The sequence below is a fragment of the Corynebacterium singulare genome (assembly GCF_000833575.1).
Lineage (GTDB): Bacteria > Actinomycetota > Actinomycetes > Mycobacteriales > Mycobacteriaceae > Corynebacterium > Corynebacterium singulare.
Window position 1 is genome coordinate 1,701,351 of sequence record NZ_CP010827.1, and the last position, 22,242, is coordinate 1,723,592.

The following is a 22,242-nucleotide window of genomic DNA, read 5'->3' on the forward strand; positions in this document are numbered from 1 at the left end:
CCCACCAGAGCACGGAAACCTAAGCGAGACTAGGCCTGTGAATCCTCTACCCGGTAGTCGGTGAGCTCGGCGGCCACGGAGGCGGGCAGGCGGACGTCGACAAGCGTGCCCTCCCCCGAGTATTCCTCACTGCGCACGGTACCTTCCGCGTGGAGACGTGCCACCACGTCCCCGCGGGTAAACGGAATGAGCAGCTGCACGTGCTCGTCGCGGGAATTGAGGAAGAGCTCCACCCGGGCGGTGAGCTCATCCACTCCCTCGCCCGTTTTCGCCGAAACGTAGACAACATTGTCGCGGTCGAGGACATGGCGCAGCTCCGCCAGCACGAGCGGATCAGCCTGGTCAATCTTGTTAATGACGATGATTTCCGGTGGGGCTTCCTCGCCCGTCTCCTTCACGATGTCGTAGATGACGTTGTTCACCGCTTCAATCTGCTTGAGCGGGAACGGATCAGAACCGTCGACCACGTGCAGCATAAGGTCAGCCGCGAGCACCTCCTCAAGGGTGGACTTGAAGGCTTCCACCAGCTGAGTGGGCAAGTGACGCACGAAGCCGACGGTGTCGGTGAAGACGACCTGGCGGCCGTCGGCAAGCTCGGCGCGGCGAGTGGTCGGATCAAGCGTGGCGAACAAGGCATCCTCAACGAGCACACCCGCGCCCGTCATCGCGTTGATGAGCGAGGATTTTCCGGCATTGGTGTAGCCGGCGATCGCAATCTGCGGCACGGTGGAGCGCTGACGCTTCGAGCGCTTAACCTCGCGTGCGGTCTTCATCGCCTTCAGTTCCTTGCGCAACAACGCCATCTGGGTACGGATGCGGCGACGATCCGTCTCAATCTTTGTCTCACCAGGACCACGCAGGCCGACTCCGCCGTTGGAACCCGCACGACCACCTGCCTGACGCGAGAGGTTGCCGCCCCAACCACGCGTGTGCGTGTAGAGGTACTCCAACTGTGCCAGTGAAACCTGGGCTTTACCCTCCTTGGACTTTGCGTGCTGCGCAAAGATGTCCAGAATGAGCATGGTGCGGTCAATGACCTTGGTGTTGAGCGCACGTTCAAGGGCAGAGAGCTGGCCGGGGGTGAGCTCACCATCGCACACCACGGTATCCGCGCCTGTGGCGGCGACGATGTCCTTGAGCTCCGCGGCCTTGCCTGAACCAATGTAGGTACCGGGGTCTGGCTTCTCTCTCTTCTGGTACAACGCCTCCACGACTTCGGCGCCAGCAGTTTCCGTCAGCGCGGCAAGCTCCGCCATCGTGGCCTCTACTTCGGCCACGGTTCCCTCGGTCCACACGCCGACGAGGATCACTCGCTCCAATCGGAGTTTTCGGTACTCCACCTCGTATCCGTCAGTGGTGTCCTCGGCACGGATGGTGGTATCCCGCGTCACACGGCGGAAGGCGTTGCGCTCGGCAAGATCCAAATCACCCGTCGTCGGGTCCTGCGAAGAAGGAGCAGGCTCTCCGAAGGCCTGCGCGAGGAGTTCATCATGGGTCTGTTTCGTCATATGTTCCCTATTCTTCCACGTCGGGGCCGTAATGCGGGAATTGCGGTCCTCTCGATCCGGTGACAGGAGGTGCCTGGGGCCATTTTTGACTCCCATTGACTGGGGATACAATGGTGGCCATGACCGTCAACCACAAGACCCATCCAGAAATGCGGGCCATCGGCCTCAACTATGAACGCTGGCAGGACGCCGTTGAGGCAGCGATTTCCACCAACCAATTGGCGGTGACCGGTGAGGTACGGGGTGGACAGCTCATCCAGTTTGCGGATGCCTCCGGCGCACAGATCAACATCTTGGCGGTCGAGCCTTTTGCCACCTTCATTGGTTTTGAGTCCGTGACCCAGGGTTTCGCCCACGTATCCATGATCAATGACGTCCTAGCTTATCTCGACATTATCGATCCCTTTGGCACTGTTGTGGCGCAGGCTACGGCAAACTTGGCACAGGGTCCGCTGCTTGTCGACGAAGACACGCAGCAGTGGCAACAAGTGGAACTCACCGCCCTGGGCCTCGATGTCGCTCGCTTTGACAGCACCGAGGCCTATGAAGCGGAGAAAGGCTCCTTCCCCGCTACCTTCGAGTCGGAAGGTGCTCAGATCGTCGCCTCCGGATCTGGTGCTGCGGCTCCTACCCCTGGTTGCACGTTTGCTGCCCGCGTTATGGAGTCTGAGTGGCGCCACAACCAGCTCACGGGACAGCGCTTCATGCACCTTGTCATGGATGGTGTTTTCCCCTTCGACCTGTGTCTTCCGGAAAGCTTCGGAGAGCTGCCGGACAAGGATTCTGTCCTGGCCGGCACGGCCATGCTCACAGCGTCTATCGCCATGCCGACTGGCGGCTGCGGTGGTGAAGGCGGTTGTGGCTGTGGGTCCGGCGGCTGCGGCGGTCACTAAGGCTCAACTCTAGAGGGTTCATCTCTAGGGCTTTTGCCGTAAAGTTGAAACTATGAACTTTTCTGCATCTCAGCGTCGTGGGTTCGCCCTGCTCCTCGCCGCGGTTACGGCCGTGGTGCTGGTAGTGACGCTGAAGCTGCAGGGAGTTATTCTCGCTGTTCTCGTCTGCGGAGCGCTGTGGCTCTTTGCAGATTCCCGCCCGAATGCTTCCGAACACGCCGCGCTGCGCGCATCAATTGCGCTGACGGTAGAGGACATCACCGACGTCATCGAGGATTACACCACGTTCGCAACGAGTGAGGATTCTGATGCGCTGGCGGATCGCACGCTACACCGCCCTGCGCTTGTCGACGTTGACTGTACCAACCCATCCATCGAAGCCTTCCACTATGAGATGCACGGCGCGCAGCGGTTCCTTCGTCGCCTCAATGCCCGAGTCAACGCCCCGGACATCGAAACGGGCGAGTTGGAGTCTTTGCTCAAGGTTGCAGATGAGCGTGCAGCCGAACTCAAGGAATGCTGGCTGTCCGCGCGCCGCGCCGCACTGGCATTAGGCACAGACTACAAATAAGCGCCAAGCTTCGTTCACGCTGAGCCCGCCTCAGCCACTACAGCGTGGTCTCGCCGGTGGCCACGATGCGCGACGGGCCAGTGAGTGTCGAGCCTTCCTCAGTGATATCAACCGTCACCTCGCCACCAGGAACGATGACGCGCACGGAGCCGGTGGCATGGGAGGCATCGGCAAGCGCGGCGCATGCCGCCGCCACCGTACCGGTACCGCAGGAGCGGGTCTCCCCCACACCGCGCTCGAACACGCGCATGTGGATAACACCGTCCTGCAGGGGCGTCACGAGTTCGACATTGACACCTGCTGGAAAAAATTCAGTATCAATGACCGGTTGCTCCAGTGTCTTCTCCGCCAACGCCTCTGGACTCAGGCCCGGAAGCACTGCGGCCAAGTGGGGGTTTCCCATGTCCACGCCTAGTCCGGCGAAGCTCTCCCCCGCCATCGATGCGGTGGACACTCCCGTCACCGTTGCCGGCCCCATCTCCACGCTCACGTCCGCCTCGGCCTCCGTGCACGAATGCACAGTGACCTGCTTCGCCCCAGCGCGGGTTCCTACGGTGAAGGTGTCCTCCCCGACCAATCCGCGGGAGCGTACCCAGTGGGCAAAGACGCGCGTTCCGTTACCGCACATCTCCGCTACCGAGCCATCGGCGTTGCGGTAGTCCATAAACCAGTCCTGGTCATCGATTCCCGGCGCGAGTTCTTCAATTTCACCGGCTGCGAGCAGCTCTCCCGCACGGATGACGCGCAAAACGCCGTCACCGCCGATGCCGGCACGGCGATCACACAGTGCCCGCACCTTTTCCGCCGAAAGCGGCTGGGTTCCCTCAACAATGACGAAGTCGTTTTCGGTTCCGTGTCCCTTGGCAAAGTTCATGCTTTAAGAGTCTAACGGCTCGCGAGGACGCGCAAGGCCTCGTCCCGCGTATCACCCAGCGCATCCAACCATGAGATGCGCTTATCCCGGTTGAACCAGGCGCGTTGGCGGCGCACATAACGCCGTGTGCCGGTGATGGTGCGCTCCACGGCTTCCTCCCACGTGAGCTCGCCGCGCTGGGCTTGGAGCACTTGGGCGTAGCCGATGGCGCGCCCAGCGGTAGAGTCGGCGATAAGGCCCTGTGTTTGCAGCCGTTCCACTTCCTCCACGAGGCCTTTGTCAAACATCCGTCGGGTGCGCAATTCAATGCGAGGGTTGAGCCAGCTTGCTTCGGTGCGTAGGCCCAGGATGCGCGTACCCCAGCGCGGCGGTGCATCTTTGGGAGGCTGGCTGGCTTTGAATGGCTTGCCGGTGAGCTCGATGACTTCTAACGCTCGAACGGTGCGGCGAGGGTCCTTGTCCTCGATGATGTCTGCGGCGGCGGGATCGACCTCGGCGAGTTCGGCATGCAGCGCATCCGTCCCAATGTCGCAGCGGCGTGCTTCGATGCGAGCGCGCACCTCTGGGTCCGTGGGCGGGAAGTGCCAATCATCGACCAGCGACTGAACGTAGAGCATGGATCCACCCACAAGGATGGGGGTCTTGCCGCGTGCGAGGATGTCCTCGACATCAGCAATAGCAGAGGCCTGATATCGGGCGACCGAAGCTGTCTCGGTCACATCCCAGACATCTAGCTGGTGGTGTGGAATTCCCTCGCGCTCCTCCAAGGTCAGCTTCGCGGTTCCGATATCCATCCCTCGGTAGAGCTGCATGGAATCAACATTGACCACCTCTCCGTCCAGCTCGTGGGCCAAAGCCACGCCCAGCGCTGACTTTCCAGAAGCGGTGGGTCCCACCACCGCAATGGGGGTACGCGTCGACGTTGTCATCAGCGTTGCCACCCCGCCACATAACGACCTACCCCCAGGGTGGAATCGGCTGCCCGCAGCTCCGCATAATGCGGATGCACGGTAGCCAGTTGCGCCCACAACGACGTTTCGAGAACTCCAGCGTCGTGCAGCTTCTCCTCATCACAGTGGCTATCCGCCCCTGACAACACTGACTCACACCACAGGTGAGCATCACGGGCACCGTCCACCAGTGCGAGAGGAGCGCGGTCGGTGAGCCCTGCAGAGCCATCGACACACACCACGGTAAGTCGCCCTTCCTCAATGTCCTCAATGTCGGCTCGAGAATCTGTGACTTCAAAGCCCTCGGCTCCTACTGCCGCGGTGAGCACATAGCGAGCCATCAGCTCAGGGAGATAGTTGCCGCCGCCCACCGTGACCTGCGGGGCGCCCCAAGCCTGCAGGCTACCGGTGAGCTCCGTGCGCCAACGCGCATCCTGTGAGCCTACGATGTCCACCTGAAGTGGCACGGACCCGCCGGTGATAACGCGTGCGGCGTCACGGACTAGCTCGCATGCCGCCCTGAGGAGTGCTCGGGAGGCATCGTCGCTCGGTGAGAGTTCTTCCGCTAGCGCCGGTGAAGCCGGCATAATCATGAGATTCTGCATCATTCCCCATCTTATAAGGTCAAAAGTTTGGGGTTAACACGCGGCTGCGCGGCTCAAACGGTAGTGTTGTGTGACATAAGTTCTGGCAGCCGTGTCGCGCGGCGCGATTGTACCGAAGGTGGTTTCCTACCATGTCCGCTATCCCTACTCCTGGAGCAATGCCCCGCAAGGGCGCCCGTCCCGGCCCTAAGCCCTCTGCACCAGCGGCACGCCCCGCTCAGCCCCTGAAGAATGACCCCGCACAGTGGGGCCGCGTCGATGCTGATGGTTCGGTCTTTGTCAACGCCCCAGAAGGCGAACGCAAAATTGGTGAATGGCAGGCCGGCACCCCAGAAGAGGGCTTGGCACACTACGGAGCACGTTATGACGATCTTTCTACCGAGATCGAACTGCTCGAATCCCGCCTTAAGGCTCACCCGGGCGATGCTTCCTCCATCAAAACCACCGCGGCAGAGCTGCGCGAATCTCTTCCTACGCAAGCCGTCATCGGCGATATCGCTGCTCTTGACACGCGCCTAGCAGCGGTCATCGAGCACTCCGTTGAGGCCGGTGAGCAAGCTCAGGCAGACAAGGCCCGCCGCCGCGAGGAAGCGATTGCGAAGAAGGAAAAGCTGGCCGCTGAAGCGGAGGAGATAGCTGCGAACTCCACCGAGTGGAAGGCCGCCGGTGACCGTATCCGCGCCATCCTGGAGGAGTGGAAGCAGATCCGCGGCATCGACCGCCAGACCGATGATGCCCTGTGGAAGCGCTACTCCCGCGCCCGTGATTCTTTTAACCGCCGTCGTGGTTCCCACTTTGCCGAGCTGGATCGCAACCGCGCTGCTGCCCGTGGAAAGAAGGAAGAGCTGGTCGAGCGCGCCGAAGCCATTAAGGACTCCACCAACTGGGGAGAAACCGCCCGCGCGTACCGCGATCTCATGACGGAGTGGAAGGCCGCCGGTCGTGCCCCGCGTGAGGTGGACGACAAGCTGTGGGCGAAGTTCCGTGCCGCCCAGGATCACTTCTTCAACGCCCGCAATGCGGTCAATGACGAGCGCGATAAGCAGTTCGCTGAGAATGCCGCTGCCAAGGATGCACTCATTGCGGAGTATGACGCCCAGATTGACCCCTCCAAGTCCATCGAGGCTGCCAAAGCTAAGCTGCGCGAGCTTCAGGAGAAGTGGGAGGAAATCGGTTTCGTACCGCGCAATCAAGTTCGCGAGTACGAGGCAAAGATTTCTGCACTGGAGAAGCGCGTAAGCGATGCCGAAGAATCCGAGTGGCGCCGTACCGACCCAGAAGCCCAGGCACGTGTGGCACAATTCCAGTCCAAGGTAGATGACCTCAACGCCCAGGCAGAGGCCGCGGAGGCCAAGGGCAACGCCAAGAAGGCTGAGGACCTGCGCGCCCAGGCCGCGCAGTGGCAGGAGTTCGCGGACGCAGCCGCGGCTGCTGTGAACGACAAGTAGAACGTTTCGCAGCTCCACACTGAGGTGTTTGTCCAGATTGTCGCCCCGCCGGGCTCGGCCACCGCTGAGCCGGCAGATTGCCTTCGCAGCTTCGTCTTTGATGCCAACCTCGCTGCACAAGAAGCCAGCGGCGACCCTGCCGCTAGTGGTTCACCGCGCCGAGTTCTTCAGCGTCTGCAAGGCTCAACAGAGTCCCGCACACTGCTCTTTGGTTTGACAGATTCCGCCCTCGGAGAAGCCGGTGAACTCGGCCTTCCTGTCATTTCGGCGGCCGAGCCTAGCCCGGAAACTGATTTCGATGGTTTTATCCACATCTCTCTCCCACTATTGGAAGAGCCGGAAAACGCCGACATCGAGTGCGTTCTCGCTGCTGACCTTCTACCCATGCCCGGTGAAGATCTTGAGCCCGAGGCCCTCGAAGTAACTCGGGCGCTGGCCAAGGAAGCCCTTCTCTTAACCCGCCATCTGGGGCGCAGCACCGTCCAGGTGGGCATGCTTTATCCACCGGATGCGGACTATACCTATGACCCGATGTCGCAGGCCTACCTCGAGCTCGGGTTTAAGCAGAAGCACGCAGAGCACCAGATGTACGTCGACATCAGTCCTACTCCCCCGGTTCTTGGGGCCCAGGTGTGGGCTGATTATGACATCCCAGACGAGATGCTCGATGATGTCCTTCGTCTGCTCACCCTTGCCTCCACCGACGCCATTTTCGGCGACTTGAGTGTGGAGCCCATTGTCTGGACGCGACAGCGCCTCGCTGAAGCACACGCACGACTGCGCTCCCGGGGCGCACATACGTTGCTGGTCGGGATCATTGACAACGGACGTGTCGTTGCGCTTACCGAACTCTCACGGCACGGTGATGCCGACCCTGAGGTCTGCGAGTGGACGTTGACGGTAACGGACCGCGAGCATCGCCGACAAGGACTTGCTACCAAGGCCAAGCAGCATGCCCAGTATGCAGTGGCCGAGCATTGGCCCATGGTGCGCCGTGCTTATTGCTCCGTCGCGGATGCTGATCCCGCCATGAACGCGCTCTATGCACGGCTGGGCGCCCACGCTATCTCGGCCAGCAGCGCCTACGAGCTCACCCTGTAAAACGGGTAATCGGTGTAGCCTTTTTCACCACCCGTGTAAAAGGTGGACTCGTCCGGCGCCGTGACTGGTAGCTCTTCTTTCCAGCGGCGTACCAGGTCAGGGTTGGAAATGGTGAGGCGGCCAACAGCAACAGCGTCGCCGTGCTGCATGAGTTCCGCAGCTTCCTCGTGCTGGGTTACCTGCCCGAACCCAGAGTTGAGGAAGACGCGGGTGCGCCCATTCGCGCGCGCACGCGTCACCAGCTCGCTCACCAGCTCACCCGTGGGATCCGCGTGAAGGAAGGAAACATAGGCAAGGCCAAGGTCTGAGGTGGCGTCGAGAAGCCCGCCATAGGTGGCAAGCACGTCAGCGGGGTCCATCTCCTCAATGCCTTGGATGTTGTTCTGCGGGGACAGGCGAATCGCCACTCGGTCTGCCCCAATCTCCTCTGCCACGGCTCGCACAATTTCCTCGACGAGTCTAAATCGATTCTCTGGTGTACCACCATAGGCGTCATCGCGGTGATTGGAGCTCGGGGCTAAGAACTGGTGAAGGAGGTACCCGTTGGCACCGTGAATTTCCACGCCGTCGAGGCCAGCATCGATGGCGTTACGTGCACCTTGACGGAACTCATTGATGATGCGAGGAATCTCATCACTCTCAAGTGCTCGCGGCACAGGGCACTCCTTCCGAGATTCGAAGTCGCGCACCGCAGTGCCAGATGCCAGCGCCGATGGCGCGACCGGCTCAGCACCCTCTAGAAGGCTCGTGTGGGACAAGCGCCCGCCATTCATCACCTGCATGAAGATACGCCCACCTGCCTTGTGAACGGAGTCTGCAACCCGACGCCAACCGGCACTCTGCTCTGGGGTTTCGATACCTGGCTGGCCGGGGAAAGCACGGCCGCTCACTGCCGGAAAGACACCTTCGGTGACGATGAGACCGAGCGAGGCTCGCTGCGTGTAGTAGGTCTCGTGCAACTGCGTGGGAATACCGTCACGCCCAGCGCGGGAGCGAGTCAGCGCTGCCATCGTCACACGGTTAGGGAGGGTCAAGGCTCCCAGCTCAAGGGAATCAAAAAGTGTAGCCATGCACTCCACAACGCGGAGATATCAGCGACCATTCCCCGTATTATTCCACGTCGTTGGAGTCCTTGGGCTCGTGAAGGCTACGGCGATGGCGGGAGGCTGCCTGGGAACGGCGATTATCGATGAGCAACGGATTCTGCTCGGCTGGGACATCTGTGGCGGCCTCGGACTGCAGGATTCCTACCTGATCGAGTTTTCCGGAGGCCTCTCGCACGCGCTCTTGCGCGGCAAGCTGCTCAGGACTGCGACGAAGGGCCACTTGGCAGTAGACGAGGAAGGCCACGAACGTCGCCAGCGCGCCTACGTACATTCCGATGGAGGCCCCGTCCGCCGCGCTGCCGCGGTACCAGAAGCCCCACAGGTTAGAGAAGAAAGAGATGGTCACCATCATCCACGCCACGAGCGCCAGCGTGGTACGCCGCGTCATAACCGTGGCGGTGGTGAACACACCGATGCCCACCAGCGCCAGCCACGCGCTGATGGCCTCAACGATGGACATTTTCACGCCCTCAGCTGTTGTTCCCATCAGCAAAGCTTCCCATCCGCGAGCCGCTCCGGCGTACGGAAGTAACAGATAGGCCACCCACAGGACAACCGCTGCAATCAGCGCATAGCGGTGTGCGCCCAGTTCGATGGTCTTGGCCGCGCGGCGCTCGGCTGCGATGGCATCCTGTGCGGTGGTCACATCATCACTCATGTCTTCGGAGCCTACTCTTCGCTAGCAGCCACAGGCATCCGCTGGTCCAGCAGGCGCACTTGGCTTGCCGACGCCCGGCAGGCCCAGCCCCACACCAATCGGCGCTGTAGTCGGGGTCTGACCAGCGGCCGACATATCCCCGGCCTTGGTACGACGATGCTCGGTCACTCCAGAATCAGCAACGAGGAAGAAGGAGCCCGAATCCGTCACCGTAGTGTGTACAACATCGCCAGGGCGGATTTCGGCGGAGATGTCCTTCCCGGAGGCGTCGACAGGCGCAAAGTGAACGAGGCGTCCATCGCGCGCGCGACCAGACATGCGGTGGGTTTCATCGTTCTTGCGGCCACCTTCTGCCTGAACCAAAAGTTCAACGTCTGTGCCAACCAGCGTGGCATTTTCCTCTGCTTGGATAGAATCCTGCAGAGCCACGAGACGCTCAAAACGCTCTTGGACGATCTCCTTAGGGATCTGATTGTCCATCTCCGCTGCAGGGGTGCCCGGGCGAGGCGAATACTGGAACGTGAATGCCGAGGCAAACCGGGCGCGGCGCACCACGTCCATCGTGGCTTTGAAGTCTTCCTCGGTCTCACCGGGGAAGCCCACGATTATGTCGGTGGTAATCGCCGCATGCGGCATTTTCTCGCGCACCTCATCGAGGATGCCGAAGAACTTCTTCGTGCGGTAGGAGCGGCGCATGTCCTTGAGCACCTTATCCGAACCCGATTGCAGGGGCATGTGCAGCTGTGGGCACACGGACGGAGTCTCTGCCATCGCATCGATAACATCTGAGGTGAACTCAGCCGGGTGCGGGGAGGTAAAGCGCAGGCGCTCCAGCCCTTCAATCTTGCCTACCTCGCGTAGCAGCTTAGAGAAGGCAAAACGGTCACGCGGCATATCCGGGTCAGCGAAGTTCACGCCATAGGCGTTGACGTTCTGTCCCAGCAACGTGACCTCAGAAACGCCTTGGTCCACCAGAGCCTGAACCTCCGCAAGGATGTCACCGGGCCGACGGTCTTCTTCCTTGCCGCGCAGGGAAGGAACGATGCAGAACGTGCACGTGTTGTTGCAGCCCACCGAGACCGACACCCAGCCAGCGTATGCGGACTCGCGCTTCGCCGGGAGCACGGACGGGAAAGCTTCAAGCGAGTCAACAATTTCGACCTGAGCTTCGTCATTATGGCGAGCGCGCTCGAGCAACGCAGGCAATGCCGCCATATTGTGCGTGCCGAAGACGGCATCGACCCACGGGGCATGGTCCAATACGGTGTCTTTATCCTTCTGTGCTAGGCAACCACCAACGGCGATCTGCATCCCCGGGTGGTTTTCCTTGGTCTTCTTGAGGGCGCCGAGAGTGCCATAAAGACGCTTGTCGGCGTTTTCTCGTACTGCGCAGGTATTAAAGACAACGAGGTCCGGCTCAACGTCGGCAGGCGCGGCCGTGTAGCCGGCTTCTTCAAGCAGGCCGGAAATGCGCTCGGAATCGTGCACGTTCATCTGGCAGCCAAAAGTGCGCACCTCGTAGGTGCGCGGCTGGTTTTCAGTTACAGGGGTGCTCACGTGGGGACATTCTAACGGCCCTGTGCAGCTACTCATAATGAGGCAACGCACGCCAAGCGTTATGCATTCGTTACACAAAGTTCCTCCATCACCCTCTCCCCGCACCTTATCCTTCTAACTATGATTCAGTTCACGTATACCAGGGTGGTGTGGCATGGATGACACTTCGCGCCCCATGATAGAAATCTCCGGAGCCAACAAGTACTTCGGCGATTACCACGCACTCCGCAACATCAACCTGGAGATCGGCCGCGGCGACGTGGTGGTTGTGCTCGGCCCGTCCGGATCCGGCAAATCTACACTGTGCCGCACCATCAACCGCCTTGAAACCATCGAGGAAGGGAGCATCTCCATCGACGGCACCCTCCTCCCCGAGGAAGGCCGCGACCTAGCCAAACTGCGCGCGGACGTGGGCATGGTGTTCCAGCAGTTCAACCTCTTTCCGCACAAAACCATCAAAGACAACGTCACCTTGGGCCCCATCAAGGTGCGCAAGATGAAGAAGGCGGAAGCCGAAGAGCTGGCCATGCAGCTTCTTGAGCGCGTCGGCATTGCCAACCAGGCAGAAAAGTATCCCGCTCAGCTTTCTGGCGGCCAGCAACAACGCGTGGCTATCGCCCGCGCCCTAGCGATGCGCCCCAAGGTCATGCTGTTCGACGAACCTACGTCGGCGCTCGACCCCGAAATGGTCAACGAAGTCCTCGATGTCATGACGGACCTTGCCAAGGAAGGCATGACCATGGTCGTGGTTACCCACGAAATGGGCTTCGCGCGCCGCGCTGCTGATCGCATTCTCTTCATGGCAGACGGAAGCATCGTCGAAGACACGGATCCTGACTCCTTCTTCACTAACCCGCAGTCAGACCGCGCCAAGGACTTCCTAGGCAAGATCCTTCAGCACTAAACACCACGACCACCTCGCTCTTTTTCAACTCATCCACCCACTGTTCTATCTAAGGAGAACCTCATGTCTCGTTCCATTTCCCGCATCACTGCCACCGTTGCTGCTCTCGCTGCTTCAAGCTCCTTGCTCGTTGCCTGTGGCGGCGATTCCTCCGACTCTGCCGGCGGCGGCGAGGGTTTGCTCGCCCACATTGAGTCGGGCAACGTCACCCTAGGCACCAAATTCGATCAGCCGGGACTCGGCCTACGTGAAGGCGACGGTTCCATGACCGGACTCGACGTAGATATCGCCACCTACGTGGTCAATCACATCGCTAAGGAGAATGGCTGGGAAGAGCCGGAGATCGAGTGGCGTGAGACCCCATCTGCACAGCGCGAGACTCTCATTGAGAACGGAGAGGTTGACCTCATCACCGCGACCTACTCGATCAACGCGTCCCGCGCCGAGAAGGTGAATTTCGCCGGCCCGTACCTCATCACTCACCAGGCACTGCTGACTCAGGAAGACAACAAAGAGATCACCGGCCTCGATGGCCTCGACGGCAAGATTCTCTGCTCGGTCACCGGATCCACCCCGGCCCAGAAAGTCAAGGAAGCCCTACCGAGTGTTCAGCTACAGGAGTACGACACCTACTCCTCCTGTGTGGAAGCTTTGAGCCAGGGCAACGTTGACGCGATGACCACAGACGCGACCATCCTCAACGGCTACGCAGCGCAGAACCCGGGCAAGTTCAAGGTCGTAGAGCTGGAAAAGGACGGCAAGCCCTTCACGGACGAGTACTACGGCGCGGGCCTGAAGAAGGATGACCAAGAAGCAACCGACGCCGTGAACAAGGCATTGGAGGAGCTGCACTCCTCTGGCGAATTCGACAAACTCGTTTCCGCAAACCTGGACAAGGGTGAGGGCATCGACGAGGCCACCATCGGTGACCTGTCCTTCCTCGATTCCTAAAGGCCAGAAGCGACCTGTCACATCCACCGCATAGTCTGCGCCGGGGCTACTCCTCGGCGCAGACTCGTTAGTAGGAGAATTTTATGGACTCCATGTGGGCTACACTCGGCCCCGAGTTATGGCCAGCCTTTTGGCTCACCATCCAGCTGACTTTCTGGTCCGCACTAGGCGCAATGATTGTGGGCACCATCCTTACAGCCATGCGTGTTTCCCCAGTAGGCATCTTGCGCTGGATTGCCACCACGTACATCACCATAGTGCGCAATACCCCGCTCACACTTATCATCCTGTTCTGCTCCTTCGGCTTGTACCAGAATTTGGGCTTGACCTTGGCAAGCAGGGATTCTTCGACCTTCCTCGTGGACAACAATTTCCGCCTCGCTATTGTTGGCTTCATTCTCTACACCTCAGCCTTCGTTGCGGAGTCACTGCGATCCGGCATTAACACGGTGGACTTTGGTCAGGCTGAGGCAGCTCGTTCATTGGGGTTGAGTTTCTCGCAGACCTTCAACACAATCATTTTTCCCCAGGCAGTCCGCGCAGCCATCGTTCCGTTGGGCAACACGCTCATCGCTCTGACAAAGAACACAACCATCGCTTCCGCTATCGGCGTCGCGGAAGCCTCCCTGCTCATGAAGTCGACGATTGAGATGCACGCGAGCCAGCTGTTCCTCATCTTCTTCATCTTCGCGGTGGGCTTTATCATTCTGACCCTGCCCATGGGCCTTGGCCTGGGCAAGCTTTCTGAGACCTTGGCGGTGAAGAAGTAATGGCTGTACGCGCAACTGTGCTTTATGACGCCCCTGGTCCGAAAGGTAAGCGTCGAAACCTTATCTACACGATCCTCACCTTGGTGCTGGGAGCAGCAGCGCTGTATTGGGTATTGTCCACGTTGGCTGGGCGCGGTCAGCTCGCGTCTGAGTTATGGACCCCGTTTCTCAACAGCCAAACATGGACGACCTATCTGCTCCCCGGCCTTCGCGGCACTATCTTCTCGGCGGTGGCCTCGATCATCTTCGCGATCATCTTCGGTGTGATTTTTGGCCTTGGCCGTTTGAGCGAGAATGCCATCATCCGCGGCGTGTGCGGTGTGGTTGTGGAATTCTTCCGCGCCATCCCGGTGCTTCTGCTCATGATCTTTGCCTATCAGCTCTTTGCCATCTACAACGTGGTGCCGTCCAAGCACTTGGCTTTTAGTGCCGTGGTTTTCGCTCTCACGTTGTACAACGGCTCTGTCGTGGCTGAGATCCTGCGCTCGGGGATCAAGTCACTACCGAGGGGACAAACGGAAGCGGCGCGCGCGTTGGGTCTCTCGCATAACCAAACAATGGTGACGATCCTGCTGCCCCAAGCCGTAGCCGCGATGCTTCCGGCCCTGATCTCGCAGATGATCATTGCGCTGAAGGACTCGGCCTTGGGCTATCAGATCGGCTACATCGAGGTGGTGCGCTCCGGAATCCAGTCAGCGTCCTACAACAAGAACTACGTAGCCTCGCTCGTCGTTGTGGCAATCATCATGATTCTCATCAACTGGGGCTTGAGCCTTCTTGCTGAGCGCATCGAGCGCCAGCTACGTGCTGGCCGTGCCCGCAGAAATATCATGGCAAAAGTTCCTGAGCAGCGAGACCAAGGCCTCGATACCAAGGACAACATTAACGTGGACTGGCACTCGGAGAGCTACAAAGAAATCCGCAACCCCGCCGAATAAGGACTCTACACAGAAACATTCAGGAGAGCTGACGCTCAAGAGAGCTCAGCGATGCGGGCATCCAGCGCCTCAATGGACACCCGCATCGTCAGCCCTTGGCTGTAGCCGCGGCGCGCCAACGTCCCCACGATGCGCCGCAAGAACTTGTCGCGCTCATGACGATCCGCCGGCACCTTCTTTAACGTTCGGGCCTTCTTCTCCGCCACCTGGCGAGCTACGCTTTCCTCGGAATCCTCGGTGACCTGTTCCAAGGCCGCGGCACGGTCTGCGGCCTCCACGCCCTTATCCTTGAGCTCCAAGTTCAAAGCTCGTGCGGATTTACCACGGCGCACATGCCGCTGGCGTACCCACTCACGCGCGAAACTTGCATCGTTGATGAGGCCAACTTCTGCGAGGTCATCGAGCACCGCATCGATCACATCTGGCTCGAATTCAGCTGCGATGAGTCGGTCACGAAGTTCCTTACGGGAACGCGCTCGCTGGTCCAAAAGACCAAGCGCACGTGACCTCACGTCGGCCTTAGACTCTTCAGCCTCAACGTCGATGAGATGCCCACCAACAGCACCTGATTCATAGTCTTCAAGTGTGCGGCGGAGCTTCTCTATTTTCTCGGGCGACGGTTGAACCATCTATATCTCTGGGCCTAGTCGTCGTCGAAATCGACGTTCGGAACCAAATCTACTGCCTCATCAGTCAGCGGATCGTCTGCGCCGGGCACATCCATGGCAACATCCTCCCCTGCCTCAGCAGCAGCAGCGGAGCCTACTCCAAGCTTGACGAAGATCTTCTTCTCAATCTCATCCGCCAAATCCGGATTCTCCTTGAGGAAGTTGCGAGCCTTTTCCTTGCCCTGGCCCAACTGGTCACCTTCATAAGTAAACCAAGAGCCAGACTTCTTGATGAAGCCATGCTCAACACCCAAGTCAATGATGGAGGATTCGCGGGAGATTCCTTCGCCATACATGATGTCGAACTCAGCGATCTTGAACGGCGGGGACACTTTGTTCTTCACGATCTTGAGCTTGGTGCGGTTGCCAATGGCGTCCTGGCCGTCCTTGAGAGTCTGAATACGGCGAATATCGCAGCGCACGGACGCATAGAATTTCAGCGCTTTACCACCGGTGGTGGTTTCCGGCGAGCCGAACATCACACCGATCTTTTCACGCAGCTGGTTAATAAAGATGGCGGTGGTACCGGAGTTGTACAGCGCGCCAGTCATCTTACGCAGTGCCTGGGACATCAACCGAGCTTGCAGGCCGACGTGGCTATCACCCATCTCGCCCTCGATCTCTGCCTTCGGCGTCAGGGCCGCCACGGAGTCAATCACGATGATGTCAATAGCACCGGAACGCACCAGCATGTCCGCAATCTCCAGCGCTTGCTCACCCGTGTCAGGCTGGGACACCAGAAGATTGTCCGTATCGACACCCAAAAGACGTGCATATTCCGGATCAAGCGCGTGCTCAGCATCGATGAATGCCGCGATGCCGCCTTCCTTTTGTGCAGATGCGATGGCGTGGAGAGCCACAGTGGTTTTACCCGAGGACTCTGGCCCATAAATCTCCACGATGCGTCCACGCGGGAAACCACCGACACCCAAAGCAATATCGATGGCGGTGTTGCCGGAGGAAATGGCTTGAATTGGCGGGCGTTCATCGTCCCCCAGACGCATGACCGCGCCTTTGCCGAAATCCTTTTCAATCATGGACATCGCGGCGTCAAGGGCCTTCTGACGATCGTCACCCTTGTTTGCTGCCGAGGACTTCTTCTTAGTAGCCATTTACTTCCTCACTATGTCGAGCGTTCTAACTGTGGTGTAATTCTTGCTTTTATCGGACCCGTGACGAATGCACGGGAGTTACTTATTTAGACTTCAGTGCGAGGGAATCGGTTCCCAGGCCTGTCAACAAGTGCGATTCCGCCCTTGTTCCAAGCCACGCCGAAACTCTATCGCCCCTGCCGGACTCCACCCACACAATACACACACATGTGTTCGATTTCCCACTTCCCCGATGGTGTGTCGAACGGCTACTGCTTCACCCAAGGGCCATCTTGTTCGGATCGCACAAAGGTCACCTGTTCATCCGCAGGAAGCACTGCCACAACGCCACCCATGGTCCCACACACATCGAGGTCTTTCTGCGAAGCCTTAGTCGTCACATATTTCGAAAAACCTGGCTCGTTGACGTCACGATAGATTTCCACCTGGCCCCGCGATGGCGGACTCCATTTATCCTCGTCGTCGGAGCCACCCTGCCACGTGCCGCCACTTGCCTCATCTACATCCCATTCGGTGGCACCTGAGCAAATAAAGATGACACGCTGATAGGACGAATCGAAGAAATCGCCGACCGCCATTGACACCCTGCCAGGTTCCCCATCCTCTACGCCCGCAGCGGCGTCGATGTTATCGATAATGTTTGAAGAGCCAAACAGGAAACAACCCGCCAAAACGGTACTGGCGGCACAGGCAACCACACCTGTCCCCAAAACTCGTATCGGTAGAGCTTTACCCATGCCACAAGAGTACCCCTTTTGGGGTAGTTCCATCCACCAAAAGCAAAGCTTGAACAGTGTTCAAAAGTGTCCGTTTGCTGCACACTTATCCCTCTGGATAAGCTTTGGTCCATGAAAAAGAATTCCGTCGCTCTCGACATTGCGTACGTCGCCGTCTTCACTGCGCTCATCATTGTCTTCGCCTTTGTCTCCATCCCAACGCCGACCGCCGGTGTGCCCATTGTTTTGCAGAATGCAGTAATCATCCTCGCGGGCCTCGTTTTGGGTGGGCGCCGAGGCCTTTTCGTGGGACTCCTCTTCTTGATGCTGGGCCTCGTCGGCCTGCCCATCCTTGCAGGTGGGCGTAGTGCACTGAGCGCCATTGCGGGCCCGACTGTGGGTTACCTCGTGGGCTACATCATCTCCCCAGCGATCACCGGCCTCATCGCCTACCGCGCTCCGCGCAATAAAACGGGTATGACCGTCACGCTCGCCATCGCCGGTATCGTCGGCCTGGCCATCCAGTATTTCTGCGGCAGCATTGGTCTTATGATCCGCTCTGGGATGTCCTTCGGTGCGGCCATCCTGGCCCAAGGCCCCTTCATCGTCCCGGATCTCATCAAGGTCGTTGTCATGGTCGTTATCGCCATCGGTGTCCACGCCGCCTTCCCAGATCTCATGGGACGCCGCGCTCAGTCGACGCATCGCTAGGGCACTGCCGTGCCACAGATTGAGTTCCGCGACGTATCCGTCGCCTTCGATGAGAAGCAGATTCTTGACGGCATCTCGCTTACCCTGAACGAACAGCGAATTGGAATCATCGGCGCCAACGGCGGCGGCAAGTCCACGCTTGTGCGCCTCATCAATGGTCTCGGAGAGCCGACGGCAGGGGAAGTCCTGGTGGATTCAGTGGACGTCGCCAAGCACGGCAAAGACATACGCCGAAAGGTGGGCTTCGTTTTTTCCGATGCCGAGAACCAAATCGTTATGCCCAATGTGCGTGATGACGTGGACTTTTCTCTGCGCCGGCTCAAGCTACCTAAAGACGAACGCGCGGCGCGCGTTGACGCCGCGCTCGAGCGTTTCGGTCTCGCCCCACTCGCCGAGCAATCTCCACACACGCTTTCGGGCGGGCAGAAGCAGCTACTCGCGCTGGCCGCAGTTCTCGTCATGGAACCAACGGTCATCATCGCTGACGAACCCACCACATTGCTCGACCTACGCAACCGCGATCGTATTCGCCGCGAATTCGCCCGACTTGAACAGCAGCTCATCGTGGTGACGCACGATCTTGATTTCCTCTCCGACTTCGACCGTGTCCTGTGCATCGATAACCACAAGGTCGCCGCCGATGGATCCCCAGAGGAGGTCATCCCCTTCTACACCGACCTCATGGCCTCCCGCCCGCTTTAGCATCATGCCAAGAAACATCCCCCTCGGCTTCTATGTCGACGCTGACACCGTCATTCACCGCCTCCCAGCAGCGGCGAAGTTCATCGCACTCGTCACATTCGTTCTTGTGACTACCTTCGGGGTGCGCACGATACCGTGGGCAGCAGTGAGCCTTGTTCTTCCCCTCCTGTTCTTCCCCATAGCGCGTATCCCCCTGCGCGTCGCAGCAGGACAACTTGCGCCCCCGCTTTACTTGCTCGTAGCACTCGCAGCTTTTCAGTGGTGGCAAAAGGATTTCACATCGGCGGCCATCATGTTTCTCACGGTCTACGCCGCTGTGACCGCAGCCATCCTCCTGACGCTTACCACGAAGGTTTCCGAAATGATGGATTCCTTTGACCGCGCCCTTGCCCCCTTAGGCCGGTGGGGAGTCCCTGTGGAGAACATCACCCTTGCAATGTCTCTGACCATTCGCCTACTCCCCCTCATGTTAGGCACGGTGCTCGAAGTGCTCGACGCACGAAAAGCCCGGGGCGCCACGGCCTCACTGACCGCATTCGGCACCCCGGTGATTATTCGTTCCATTCGCCGCGCCCGCGCCATGGGCGAGGCCCTCCAAGCACGCGGCGTAGGCGACTAGAACCTCAAGGCACCTTTATTCGCCGCGCAGCTCACGCAGACGAGCCTGGACAGCGTCATCCGCGGTGCTCGACTGTGCGTTGTTCCCGTTCGCACCGATAGCCTGCTGCGAGTTACCCTCCACGGCCTTCGGATTATTCATCTCCGCACGAATCTGCTCAAGGCGTGAGTGGCCAGCTAGCTGCACACCAGCCTGCTCGATCTCCTGCATACGGTTCGACACAGAGTTCTCTGCCAGCTCAGCCTGGCCCAGAGCCTTGGAGTAGCGGCGCTCAATCTTGTCGCGAACGGCATCGAGGGACGGAGTGTTTCCATTGGCCGTGAGCTCATTCATGGAGCTGAGGGACTCAGAAACCTTCTCCTGCATCTTTGCCTGCTCAAGCTGGGACAGCAGCTTCGAGCGCTCGTTGACCTTCTCGCGCAGAGCCATGCCGTTGCGCTCAACGGCCTTCTTGGCCTGCTCGGCCTGCTGCAGGGCTTGGTCATGCAGCTTCTTAGTGTCCTCCACGGACTGCTCTGCAGTCACAAGCTGAGCAGCGAAAGCCTCAGCGGCGTTCTCGTACTCAGTCGCCTTCTGTGCGTCACCTTCAGCACGAGCCTTGTCAGCCAAGTTCAGGGCATTGCGGGTGTTCTGCTGCAGCTTCTCAATTTCACTAAGACGACGGTTGAGCTGCATCTCCAGCTGGCGCTGGTTACCAATCACGGCGGCTGCCTGTTGGGAGAGTTCCTGGTGCTGGCGCTGCGCTTCCTCGATGGCCTGCTCAATCTGGACCTTCGGGTCGGCGTTCTCCTCGATCTTGGAATCGAAGAGAGCCATCAAGTACTTCCACGCCTTTACGAATGGATTCGCCATGTCAGAAGGGGCCTTTCTCAGCAGTTGGGAATGTTCACATTAACGGTTAAACCACTCTGCACGAGTGTTTTCTACCCGCTCAATAGTAGCGAAGTGGAATGAATTACGTCAGAGTTTATGGTCGAGGCTGAGCCACAGCTCACTAAAGCTCGGATGCCGCAGGCGCCGTGGACGCCAGTTCCTCATCCATCGAGGGCAGCGCCATGAAGCCTGCGGCCTCAATGAGGACATCGGACACGCTCACGTCCAGCGCATGACATACGGATGCAAGAAGTTCGGAGGACACCTCTTTGCGGCCGCGCTCCAATTCCGAGAGGTATCCCGGGGACACACGCGCAACACCGGCGAGTTCACGCAAGGTCACGCCTTTGTCCGCGCGGAAGGCGCGGAGGGTGATCCCCAAGGCCTCACGCAGCAAAGGCTCTGGGGTCCGCTCTGCGGGCCGCACGGTGGTCTGAGTGGGCTTGTCAAGAAGTGCAACTGAAGTGTTCATCACCCCGTATAACGCATGAGCAGCCGTGCTTGTTCCCGAGTTCTCCTACTTTTCTTGGATAGTTGATAGAAGTAGGCTCAAGGCTGCGTTAACGGCCGCCTCACGTACCACATTGCGCCCGGCATTCTCGAGTTCGAAAAGAACACCACGCTTCGCCCCGCCCTTCCGGCACATCCCCACAAAGACAGTTCCGGCCGGCTTCCCTTCCTGTAGATCGGGCCCAGCTACTCCTGTGAGGCTTATTCCCCAGTCAGCGCTGGTCTCCTCACAAGCGGCCCGCGCCATCTCGATAGCCGTCTCTGCGGACACGACCCCCTGCTTCTCCAGGTGCTGAACACTGGTGCCGAGGAAGTGCGCTTTCACCTCAGTCGCATACGTCACCAATCCGCCCCGCAGGACCGCTGAGGCTCCAGGTACGCTCGCTACAGTGGCGGCTGCTAGACCTGCGGTCAGCGATTCGCAGAAAGCTACCGTCTCACCTCGATCTCGCAGGGCTGCGACAAGCTGCGCCGCTAGACTCACTGATTTTCCTTGCGTCCATCGACGAGATACTGAACACCCGTCACCACAGTCACAATGACGGCCGCAAGCATCACGATGAAGCTAGGGACGTCCATCCAGCCCGGAAGCGGGCACAGGTAGAGAGCCACAGCCACAGTCTGCAGCGCAGTCTTAAGTTTCCCGCCCTGGGAAGCAGGTACCACCTTGCCCTGGCGCAGCAAAAAGAAGCGCCAGATGGTGATTCCAAACTCGCGGACGAGAATGAGAACGGTCACCCACACTGGCAAGGCCCCAGTGATATTGAGACAGACAAACGCTGCGGTCATCAAGGCCTTGTCTGCAATGGGATCAGCAATCTTGCCAAAGTCTGTGATGAGCCCCCGCGAACGCGCGATATCGCCGTCCAACTTATCCGTGATCATGAGAAGCACGAAGCAGCCGAACGCCCACCAGCCGTGCCCAGTAAGCACCAGCCAAGCAAAGAGTGGGATGAAGAGAATTCGCAGACTCGTCAGGATATTCGGCAGGTTCCAATTAGACACCTCGGGGTTAACATCCGTGGCATGAGATTGGTTTCGCGCATCCTGAGACTTGTTCACACGGCTCATCTTACCGTGTACACCCGTCACGAAGGGCCGTGACGTCATGGCTCATGTCCCGCATCGCCCCTACGCTTTAAACAGACCACAGATCCCCGCACTGCGCACTAGCATTATCAGCATGAAGTACTTCGCAGTGTCCTACGACTACAATCCGTCCAACCCGATCATCGCCCAGGCCCGCCCCAAGCACCGCGAATTCATCGGCGCTCTTCATGCGAAGGGCCAGGTTTGCGGTTCTGGCCCCTTCACTGATTCCAAGGGCGGCGCGCTCATTGTCCTGCAGTTTGAGGACGAGTCTGTCGAGGTTGCCCAGGTCATCGAAATTATGGATCAGGATCCCTTCTACACGGAAGGCGCGGTCACTGCCCGCGCCTTCCGTGAGTGGAACCCCGTCATCAACTCTTTCTAAAACACCCCCACCAGCTGCTTAGG

26 protein-coding genes are annotated in these 22,242 nt (G+C 59.4%); 12 read left to right on the forward strand and 14 right to left on the reverse strand.

Annotated features, from left to right (window positions below):
- Positions 1-29: 29 nt before the first annotated feature.
- Positions 30-1,508, reverse strand: coding sequence for a GTPase HflX (gene hflX, locus CSING_RS07915; RefSeq protein WP_042531227.1), 1,479 nt, complete (start codon positions 1,506-1,508; stop codon positions 30-32).
- A gap of 110 nt (positions 1,509-1,618) precedes the next feature.
- Here hflX and CSING_RS07920 point away from each other — a divergent pair, with 110 nt between their 5' ends.
- Both CSING_RS07920 and CSING_RS07925 read left to right on the forward strand, forming a co-directional pair.
- Positions 1,619-2,401 (forward strand): hypothetical protein, encoded by a 783-nt coding sequence (locus CSING_RS07920; protein WP_042531228.1) that lies wholly within the window; start codon positions 1,619-1,621, stop codon positions 2,399-2,401.
- A gap of 52 nt (positions 2,402-2,453) precedes the next feature.
- Positions 2,454-2,972 carry a hypothetical protein gene (locus tag CSING_RS07925; protein WP_042531230.1) on the forward strand — a complete coding sequence of 173 codons (519 nt, stop codon included), beginning with the start codon at positions 2,454-2,456 and terminating at the stop codon, positions 2,970-2,972.
- A 37-nt stretch (positions 2,973-3,009) separates the two neighbouring features.
- Here CSING_RS07925 and dapF read toward each other — a convergent pair whose 3' ends face one another.
- From dapF to CSING_RS07940, 3 genes are read right to left on the reverse strand one after another with little or no spacing between them, the layout of a single operon-like run.
- On the reverse strand, positions 3,010-3,846 hold the full coding sequence (gene dapF / locus CSING_RS07930) for a diaminopimelate epimerase (protein WP_042531232.1): 837 nt from the start codon (positions 3,844-3,846) through the stop codon (positions 3,010-3,012).
- Positions 3,847-3,857: 11 nt separating this feature from the next.
- Positions 3,858-4,775: a tRNA (adenosine(37)-N6)-dimethylallyltransferase MiaA gene (gene miaA / locus CSING_RS07935; RefSeq protein WP_042531234.1), complete on the reverse strand. Its 918-nt coding sequence runs from the start codon at positions 4,773-4,775 to the stop codon at positions 3,858-3,860.
- The gene (locus CSING_RS07940) at positions 4,775-5,401 is read right to left on the reverse strand and encodes a hypothetical protein (RefSeq protein WP_042533298.1); all 627 of its coding nucleotides are present in this window, start codon (positions 5,399-5,401) and stop codon (positions 4,775-4,777) included. The genes miaA and CSING_RS07940 overlap by 1 nt, the downstream gene beginning before the upstream one ends.
- 131 nt (positions 5,402-5,532) lie before the next feature.
- On the opposite strand from CSING_RS07940, the gene CSING_RS07945 reads away from it, so the two are divergent.
- Together CSING_RS07945 and CSING_RS07950 are read left to right on the forward strand one after the other, a co-directional pair.
- A complete protein-coding gene (locus CSING_RS07945) occupies positions 5,533-6,849 on the forward strand; it encodes a DUF349 domain-containing protein (protein WP_042531236.1) in 1,317 nt (438 codons plus the stop codon).
- A gap of 24 nt (positions 6,850-6,873) precedes the next feature.
- A complete protein-coding gene (locus tag CSING_RS07950) occupies positions 6,874-7,950 on the forward strand; it encodes a GNAT family N-acetyltransferase (RefSeq protein WP_042531237.1) in 1,077 nt (358 codons plus the stop codon).
- Here the strand turns inward: CSING_RS07950 and CSING_RS07955 are convergent.
- Genes CSING_RS07955 through miaB form a run of 3 tightly spaced genes read right to left on the reverse strand, consistent with a single transcriptional unit; the run spans position 7,932 to position 11,208 of the window.
- Positions 7,932-9,020, reverse strand: a complete 1,089-nt coding sequence (locus tag CSING_RS07955; protein ID WP_042531239.1) for an alkene reductase — start codon at positions 9,018-9,020, stop codon at positions 7,932-7,934. The two genes, CSING_RS07950 and CSING_RS07955, sit on opposite strands and share 19 nt — an antisense overlap.
- Positions 9,021-9,060: 40 nt before the next feature.
- Positions 9,061-9,714 (reverse strand): Rv2732c family membrane protein, encoded by a 654-nt coding sequence (locus tag CSING_RS07960; RefSeq protein WP_042531241.1) that lies wholly within the window; start codon positions 9,712-9,714, stop codon positions 9,061-9,063.
- A 21-nt stretch (positions 9,715-9,735) separates the two neighbouring features.
- The gene (gene miaB, locus CSING_RS07965; RefSeq protein ID WP_042533301.1) at positions 9,736-11,208 is read right to left on the reverse strand and encodes a tRNA (N6-isopentenyl adenosine(37)-C2)-methylthiotransferase MiaB; all 1,473 of its coding nucleotides are present in this window, start codon (positions 11,206-11,208) and stop codon (positions 9,736-9,738) included.
- 238 nt (positions 11,209-11,446) lie between these two features.
- Here miaB and gluA point away from each other — a divergent pair, with 238 nt between their 5' ends.
- The 4 genes from gluA to CSING_RS07985 all read left to right on the forward strand — a co-directional run bounded on the left by gluA (position 11,447) and on the right by CSING_RS07985 (position 14,834).
- On the forward strand, positions 11,447-12,175 hold the full coding sequence (gene gluA, locus CSING_RS07970) for a glutamate ABC transporter ATP-binding protein GluA (RefSeq protein WP_168162169.1): 729 nt from the start codon (positions 11,447-11,449) through the stop codon (positions 12,173-12,175).
- A gap of 63 nt (positions 12,176-12,238) precedes the next feature.
- Positions 12,239-13,126: a glutamate ABC transporter substrate-binding protein gene (locus CSING_RS07975; protein ID WP_042531244.1), complete on the forward strand. Its 888-nt coding sequence runs from the start codon at positions 12,239-12,241 to the stop codon at positions 13,124-13,126.
- Positions 13,127-13,209: 83 nt separating this feature from the next.
- Positions 13,210-13,896 (forward strand): glutamate ABC transporter permease GluC, encoded by a 687-nt coding sequence (gene gluC / locus CSING_RS07980; RefSeq protein WP_042531246.1) that lies wholly within the window; start codon positions 13,210-13,212, stop codon positions 13,894-13,896.
- The gene (locus tag CSING_RS07985) at positions 13,896-14,834 is read left to right on the forward strand and encodes an amino acid ABC transporter permease (RefSeq protein ID WP_042531248.1); all 939 of its coding nucleotides are present in this window, start codon (positions 13,896-13,898) and stop codon (positions 14,832-14,834) included. Before gluC ends, CSING_RS07985 begins: the two co-directional genes overlap by 1 nt.
- A 35-nt stretch (positions 14,835-14,869) precedes the next feature.
- On the opposite strand, the gene recX is transcribed toward CSING_RS07985, so the two are convergent.
- The 3 genes from recX to CSING_RS08000 form a co-directional block, all read right to left on the reverse strand.
- A complete protein-coding gene (recX, locus tag CSING_RS07990) occupies positions 14,870-15,463 on the reverse strand; it encodes a recombination regulator RecX (RefSeq protein WP_042531250.1) in 594 nt (197 codons plus the stop codon).
- A 14-nt stretch (positions 15,464-15,477) separates the two neighbouring features.
- Positions 15,478-16,614, reverse strand: a complete 1,137-nt coding sequence (gene recA, locus CSING_RS07995; protein ID WP_042531252.1) for a recombinase RecA — start codon at positions 16,612-16,614, stop codon at positions 15,478-15,480.
- Between the two features lie 248 nt (positions 16,615-16,862).
- Positions 16,863-17,351 carry a hypothetical protein gene (locus CSING_RS08000; protein WP_144403126.1) on the reverse strand — a complete coding sequence of 163 codons (489 nt, stop codon included), beginning with the start codon at positions 17,349-17,351 and terminating at the stop codon, positions 16,863-16,865.
- 111 nt (positions 17,352-17,462) lie between these two features.
- On the opposite strand from CSING_RS08000, the gene CSING_RS08005 reads away from it, so the two are divergent.
- From CSING_RS08005 to CSING_RS08015, 3 genes are read left to right on the forward strand one after another with little or no spacing between them, the layout of a single operon-like run.
- Entirely contained in the window at positions 17,463-18,041 is a 579-nt protein-coding gene (locus CSING_RS08005) for a biotin transporter BioY (protein ID WP_042531255.1), read from the forward strand.
- A 9-nt stretch (positions 18,042-18,050) separates the two neighbouring features.
- Positions 18,051-18,743: an energy-coupling factor ABC transporter ATP-binding protein gene (locus CSING_RS08010; protein WP_042531257.1), complete on the forward strand. Its 693-nt coding sequence runs from the start codon at positions 18,051-18,053 to the stop codon at positions 18,741-18,743.
- Positions 18,744-18,747: 4 nt separating this feature from the next.
- Positions 18,748-19,362 carry an energy-coupling factor transporter transmembrane component T family protein gene (locus CSING_RS08015; protein WP_042531259.1) on the forward strand — a complete coding sequence of 205 codons (615 nt, stop codon included), beginning with the start codon at positions 18,748-18,750 and terminating at the stop codon, positions 19,360-19,362.
- Positions 19,363-19,377: 15 nt separating this feature from the next.
- Here the strand turns inward: CSING_RS08015 and CSING_RS08020 are convergent, their stop codons facing one another.
- The 4 genes from CSING_RS08020 to pgsA all read right to left on the reverse strand — a co-directional run bounded on the left by CSING_RS08020 (position 19,378) and on the right by pgsA (position 21,816).
- Entirely contained in the window at positions 19,378-20,214 is an 837-nt protein-coding gene (locus CSING_RS08020; RefSeq protein ID WP_042531261.1) for a PspA/IM30 family protein, read from the reverse strand.
- A gap of 142 nt (positions 20,215-20,356) precedes the next feature.
- Complete coding sequence (locus CSING_RS08025; protein WP_042531263.1) at positions 20,357-20,707, reverse strand: helix-turn-helix domain-containing protein; 351 nt, start codon at positions 20,705-20,707, stop codon at positions 20,357-20,359.
- Positions 20,708-20,752: 45 nt separating this feature from the next.
- Positions 20,753-21,229: a CinA family protein gene (locus CSING_RS08030; protein WP_042531265.1), complete on the reverse strand. Its 477-nt coding sequence runs from the start codon at positions 21,227-21,229 to the stop codon at positions 20,753-20,755.
- Positions 21,226-21,816, reverse strand: coding sequence for a CDP-diacylglycerol--glycerol-3-phosphate 3-phosphatidyltransferase (gene pgsA / locus CSING_RS08035; RefSeq protein ID WP_144403127.1), 591 nt, complete (start codon positions 21,814-21,816; stop codon positions 21,226-21,228). Before pgsA ends, CSING_RS08030 begins: the two co-directional genes overlap by 4 nt.
- Before the next feature lie 112 nt (positions 21,817-21,928).
- Between pgsA and CSING_RS08040 the strand changes: the two genes are divergently transcribed.
- A complete protein-coding gene (locus CSING_RS08040) occupies positions 21,929-22,219 on the forward strand; it encodes a YciI family protein (protein ID WP_042531269.1) in 291 nt (96 codons plus the stop codon).
- The last annotated feature ends 23 nt before the right edge of the window (positions 22,220-22,242 follow it).

Excerpts from the sequence above, each read along its gene's own strand:
- hflX (WP_042531227.1), bottom strand. The coding sequence starts at position 1,508 with ATGACGAAACAGACCCATGATGAACTCCTCGCGCAGGCCTTCGGAGAG.
- CSING_RS07920 (WP_042531228.1), top strand. The coding sequence starts at position 1,619 with ATGGTGGCCATGACCGTCAACCACAAGACCCATCCAGAAATGCGGGCC.
- CSING_RS07925 (WP_042531230.1), top strand. The coding sequence starts at position 2,454 with ATGAACTTTTCTGCATCTCAGCGTCGTGGGTTCGCCCTGCTCCTCGCC.
- dapF (WP_042531232.1), bottom strand. The coding sequence starts at position 3,846 with ATGAACTTTGCCAAGGGACACGGAACCGAAAACGACTTCGTCATTGTT.
- miaA (WP_042531234.1), bottom strand. The coding sequence starts at position 4,775 with ATGACAACGTCGACGCGTACCCCCATTGCGGTGGTGGGACCCACCGCT.
- CSING_RS07940 (WP_042533298.1), bottom strand. The coding sequence starts at position 5,401 with ATGCAGAATCTCATGATTATGCCGGCTTCACCGGCGCTAGCGGAAGAA.
- CSING_RS07945 (WP_042531236.1), top strand. The coding sequence starts at position 5,533 with ATGTCCGCTATCCCTACTCCTGGAGCAATGCCCCGCAAGGGCGCCCGT.
- CSING_RS07955 (WP_042531239.1), bottom strand. The coding sequence starts at position 9,020 with ATGGCTACACTTTTTGATTCCCTTGAGCTGGGAGCCTTGACCCTCCCT.
- CSING_RS07960 (WP_042531241.1), bottom strand. The coding sequence starts at position 9,714 with ATGAGTGATGATGTGACCACCGCACAGGATGCCATCGCAGCCGAGCGC.
- miaB (WP_042533301.1), bottom strand. The coding sequence starts at position 11,208 with ATGAACGTGCACGATTCCGAGCGCATTTCCGGCCTGCTTGAAGAAGCC.
- gluA (WP_168162169.1), top strand. The coding sequence starts at position 11,447 with ATGATAGAAATCTCCGGAGCCAACAAGTACTTCGGCGATTACCACGCA.
- CSING_RS07975 (WP_042531244.1), top strand. The coding sequence starts at position 12,239 with ATGTCTCGTTCCATTTCCCGCATCACTGCCACCGTTGCTGCTCTCGCT.
- gluC (WP_042531246.1), top strand. The coding sequence starts at position 13,210 with ATGGACTCCATGTGGGCTACACTCGGCCCCGAGTTATGGCCAGCCTTT.
- CSING_RS07985 (WP_042531248.1), top strand. The coding sequence starts at position 13,896 with ATGGCTGTACGCGCAACTGTGCTTTATGACGCCCCTGGTCCGAAAGGT.
- recX (WP_042531250.1), bottom strand. The coding sequence starts at position 15,463 with ATGGTTCAACCGTCGCCCGAGAAAATAGAGAAGCTCCGCCGCACACTT.
- recA (WP_042531252.1), bottom strand. The coding sequence starts at position 16,614 with ATGGCTACTAAGAAGAAGTCCTCGGCAGCAAACAAGGGTGACGATCGT.
- CSING_RS08000 (WP_144403126.1), bottom strand. The coding sequence starts at position 17,351 with ATGGGTAAAGCTCTACCGATACGAGTTTTGGGGACAGGTGTGGTTGCC.
- CSING_RS08005 (WP_042531255.1), top strand. The coding sequence starts at position 17,463 with ATGAAAAAGAATTCCGTCGCTCTCGACATTGCGTACGTCGCCGTCTTC.
- CSING_RS08015 (WP_042531259.1), top strand. The coding sequence starts at position 18,748 with ATGCCAAGAAACATCCCCCTCGGCTTCTATGTCGACGCTGACACCGTC.
- CSING_RS08020 (WP_042531261.1), bottom strand. The coding sequence starts at position 20,214 with ATGGCGAATCCATTCGTAAAGGCGTGGAAGTACTTGATGGCTCTCTTC.
- CSING_RS08025 (WP_042531263.1), bottom strand. The coding sequence starts at position 20,707 with ATGAACACTTCAGTTGCACTTCTTGACAAGCCCACTCAGACCACCGTG.
- pgsA (WP_144403127.1), bottom strand. The coding sequence starts at position 21,816 with ATGAGCCGTGTGAACAAGTCTCAGGATGCGCGAAACCAATCTCATGCC.
- CSING_RS08040 (WP_042531269.1), top strand. The coding sequence starts at position 21,929 with ATGAAGTACTTCGCAGTGTCCTACGACTACAATCCGTCCAACCCGATC.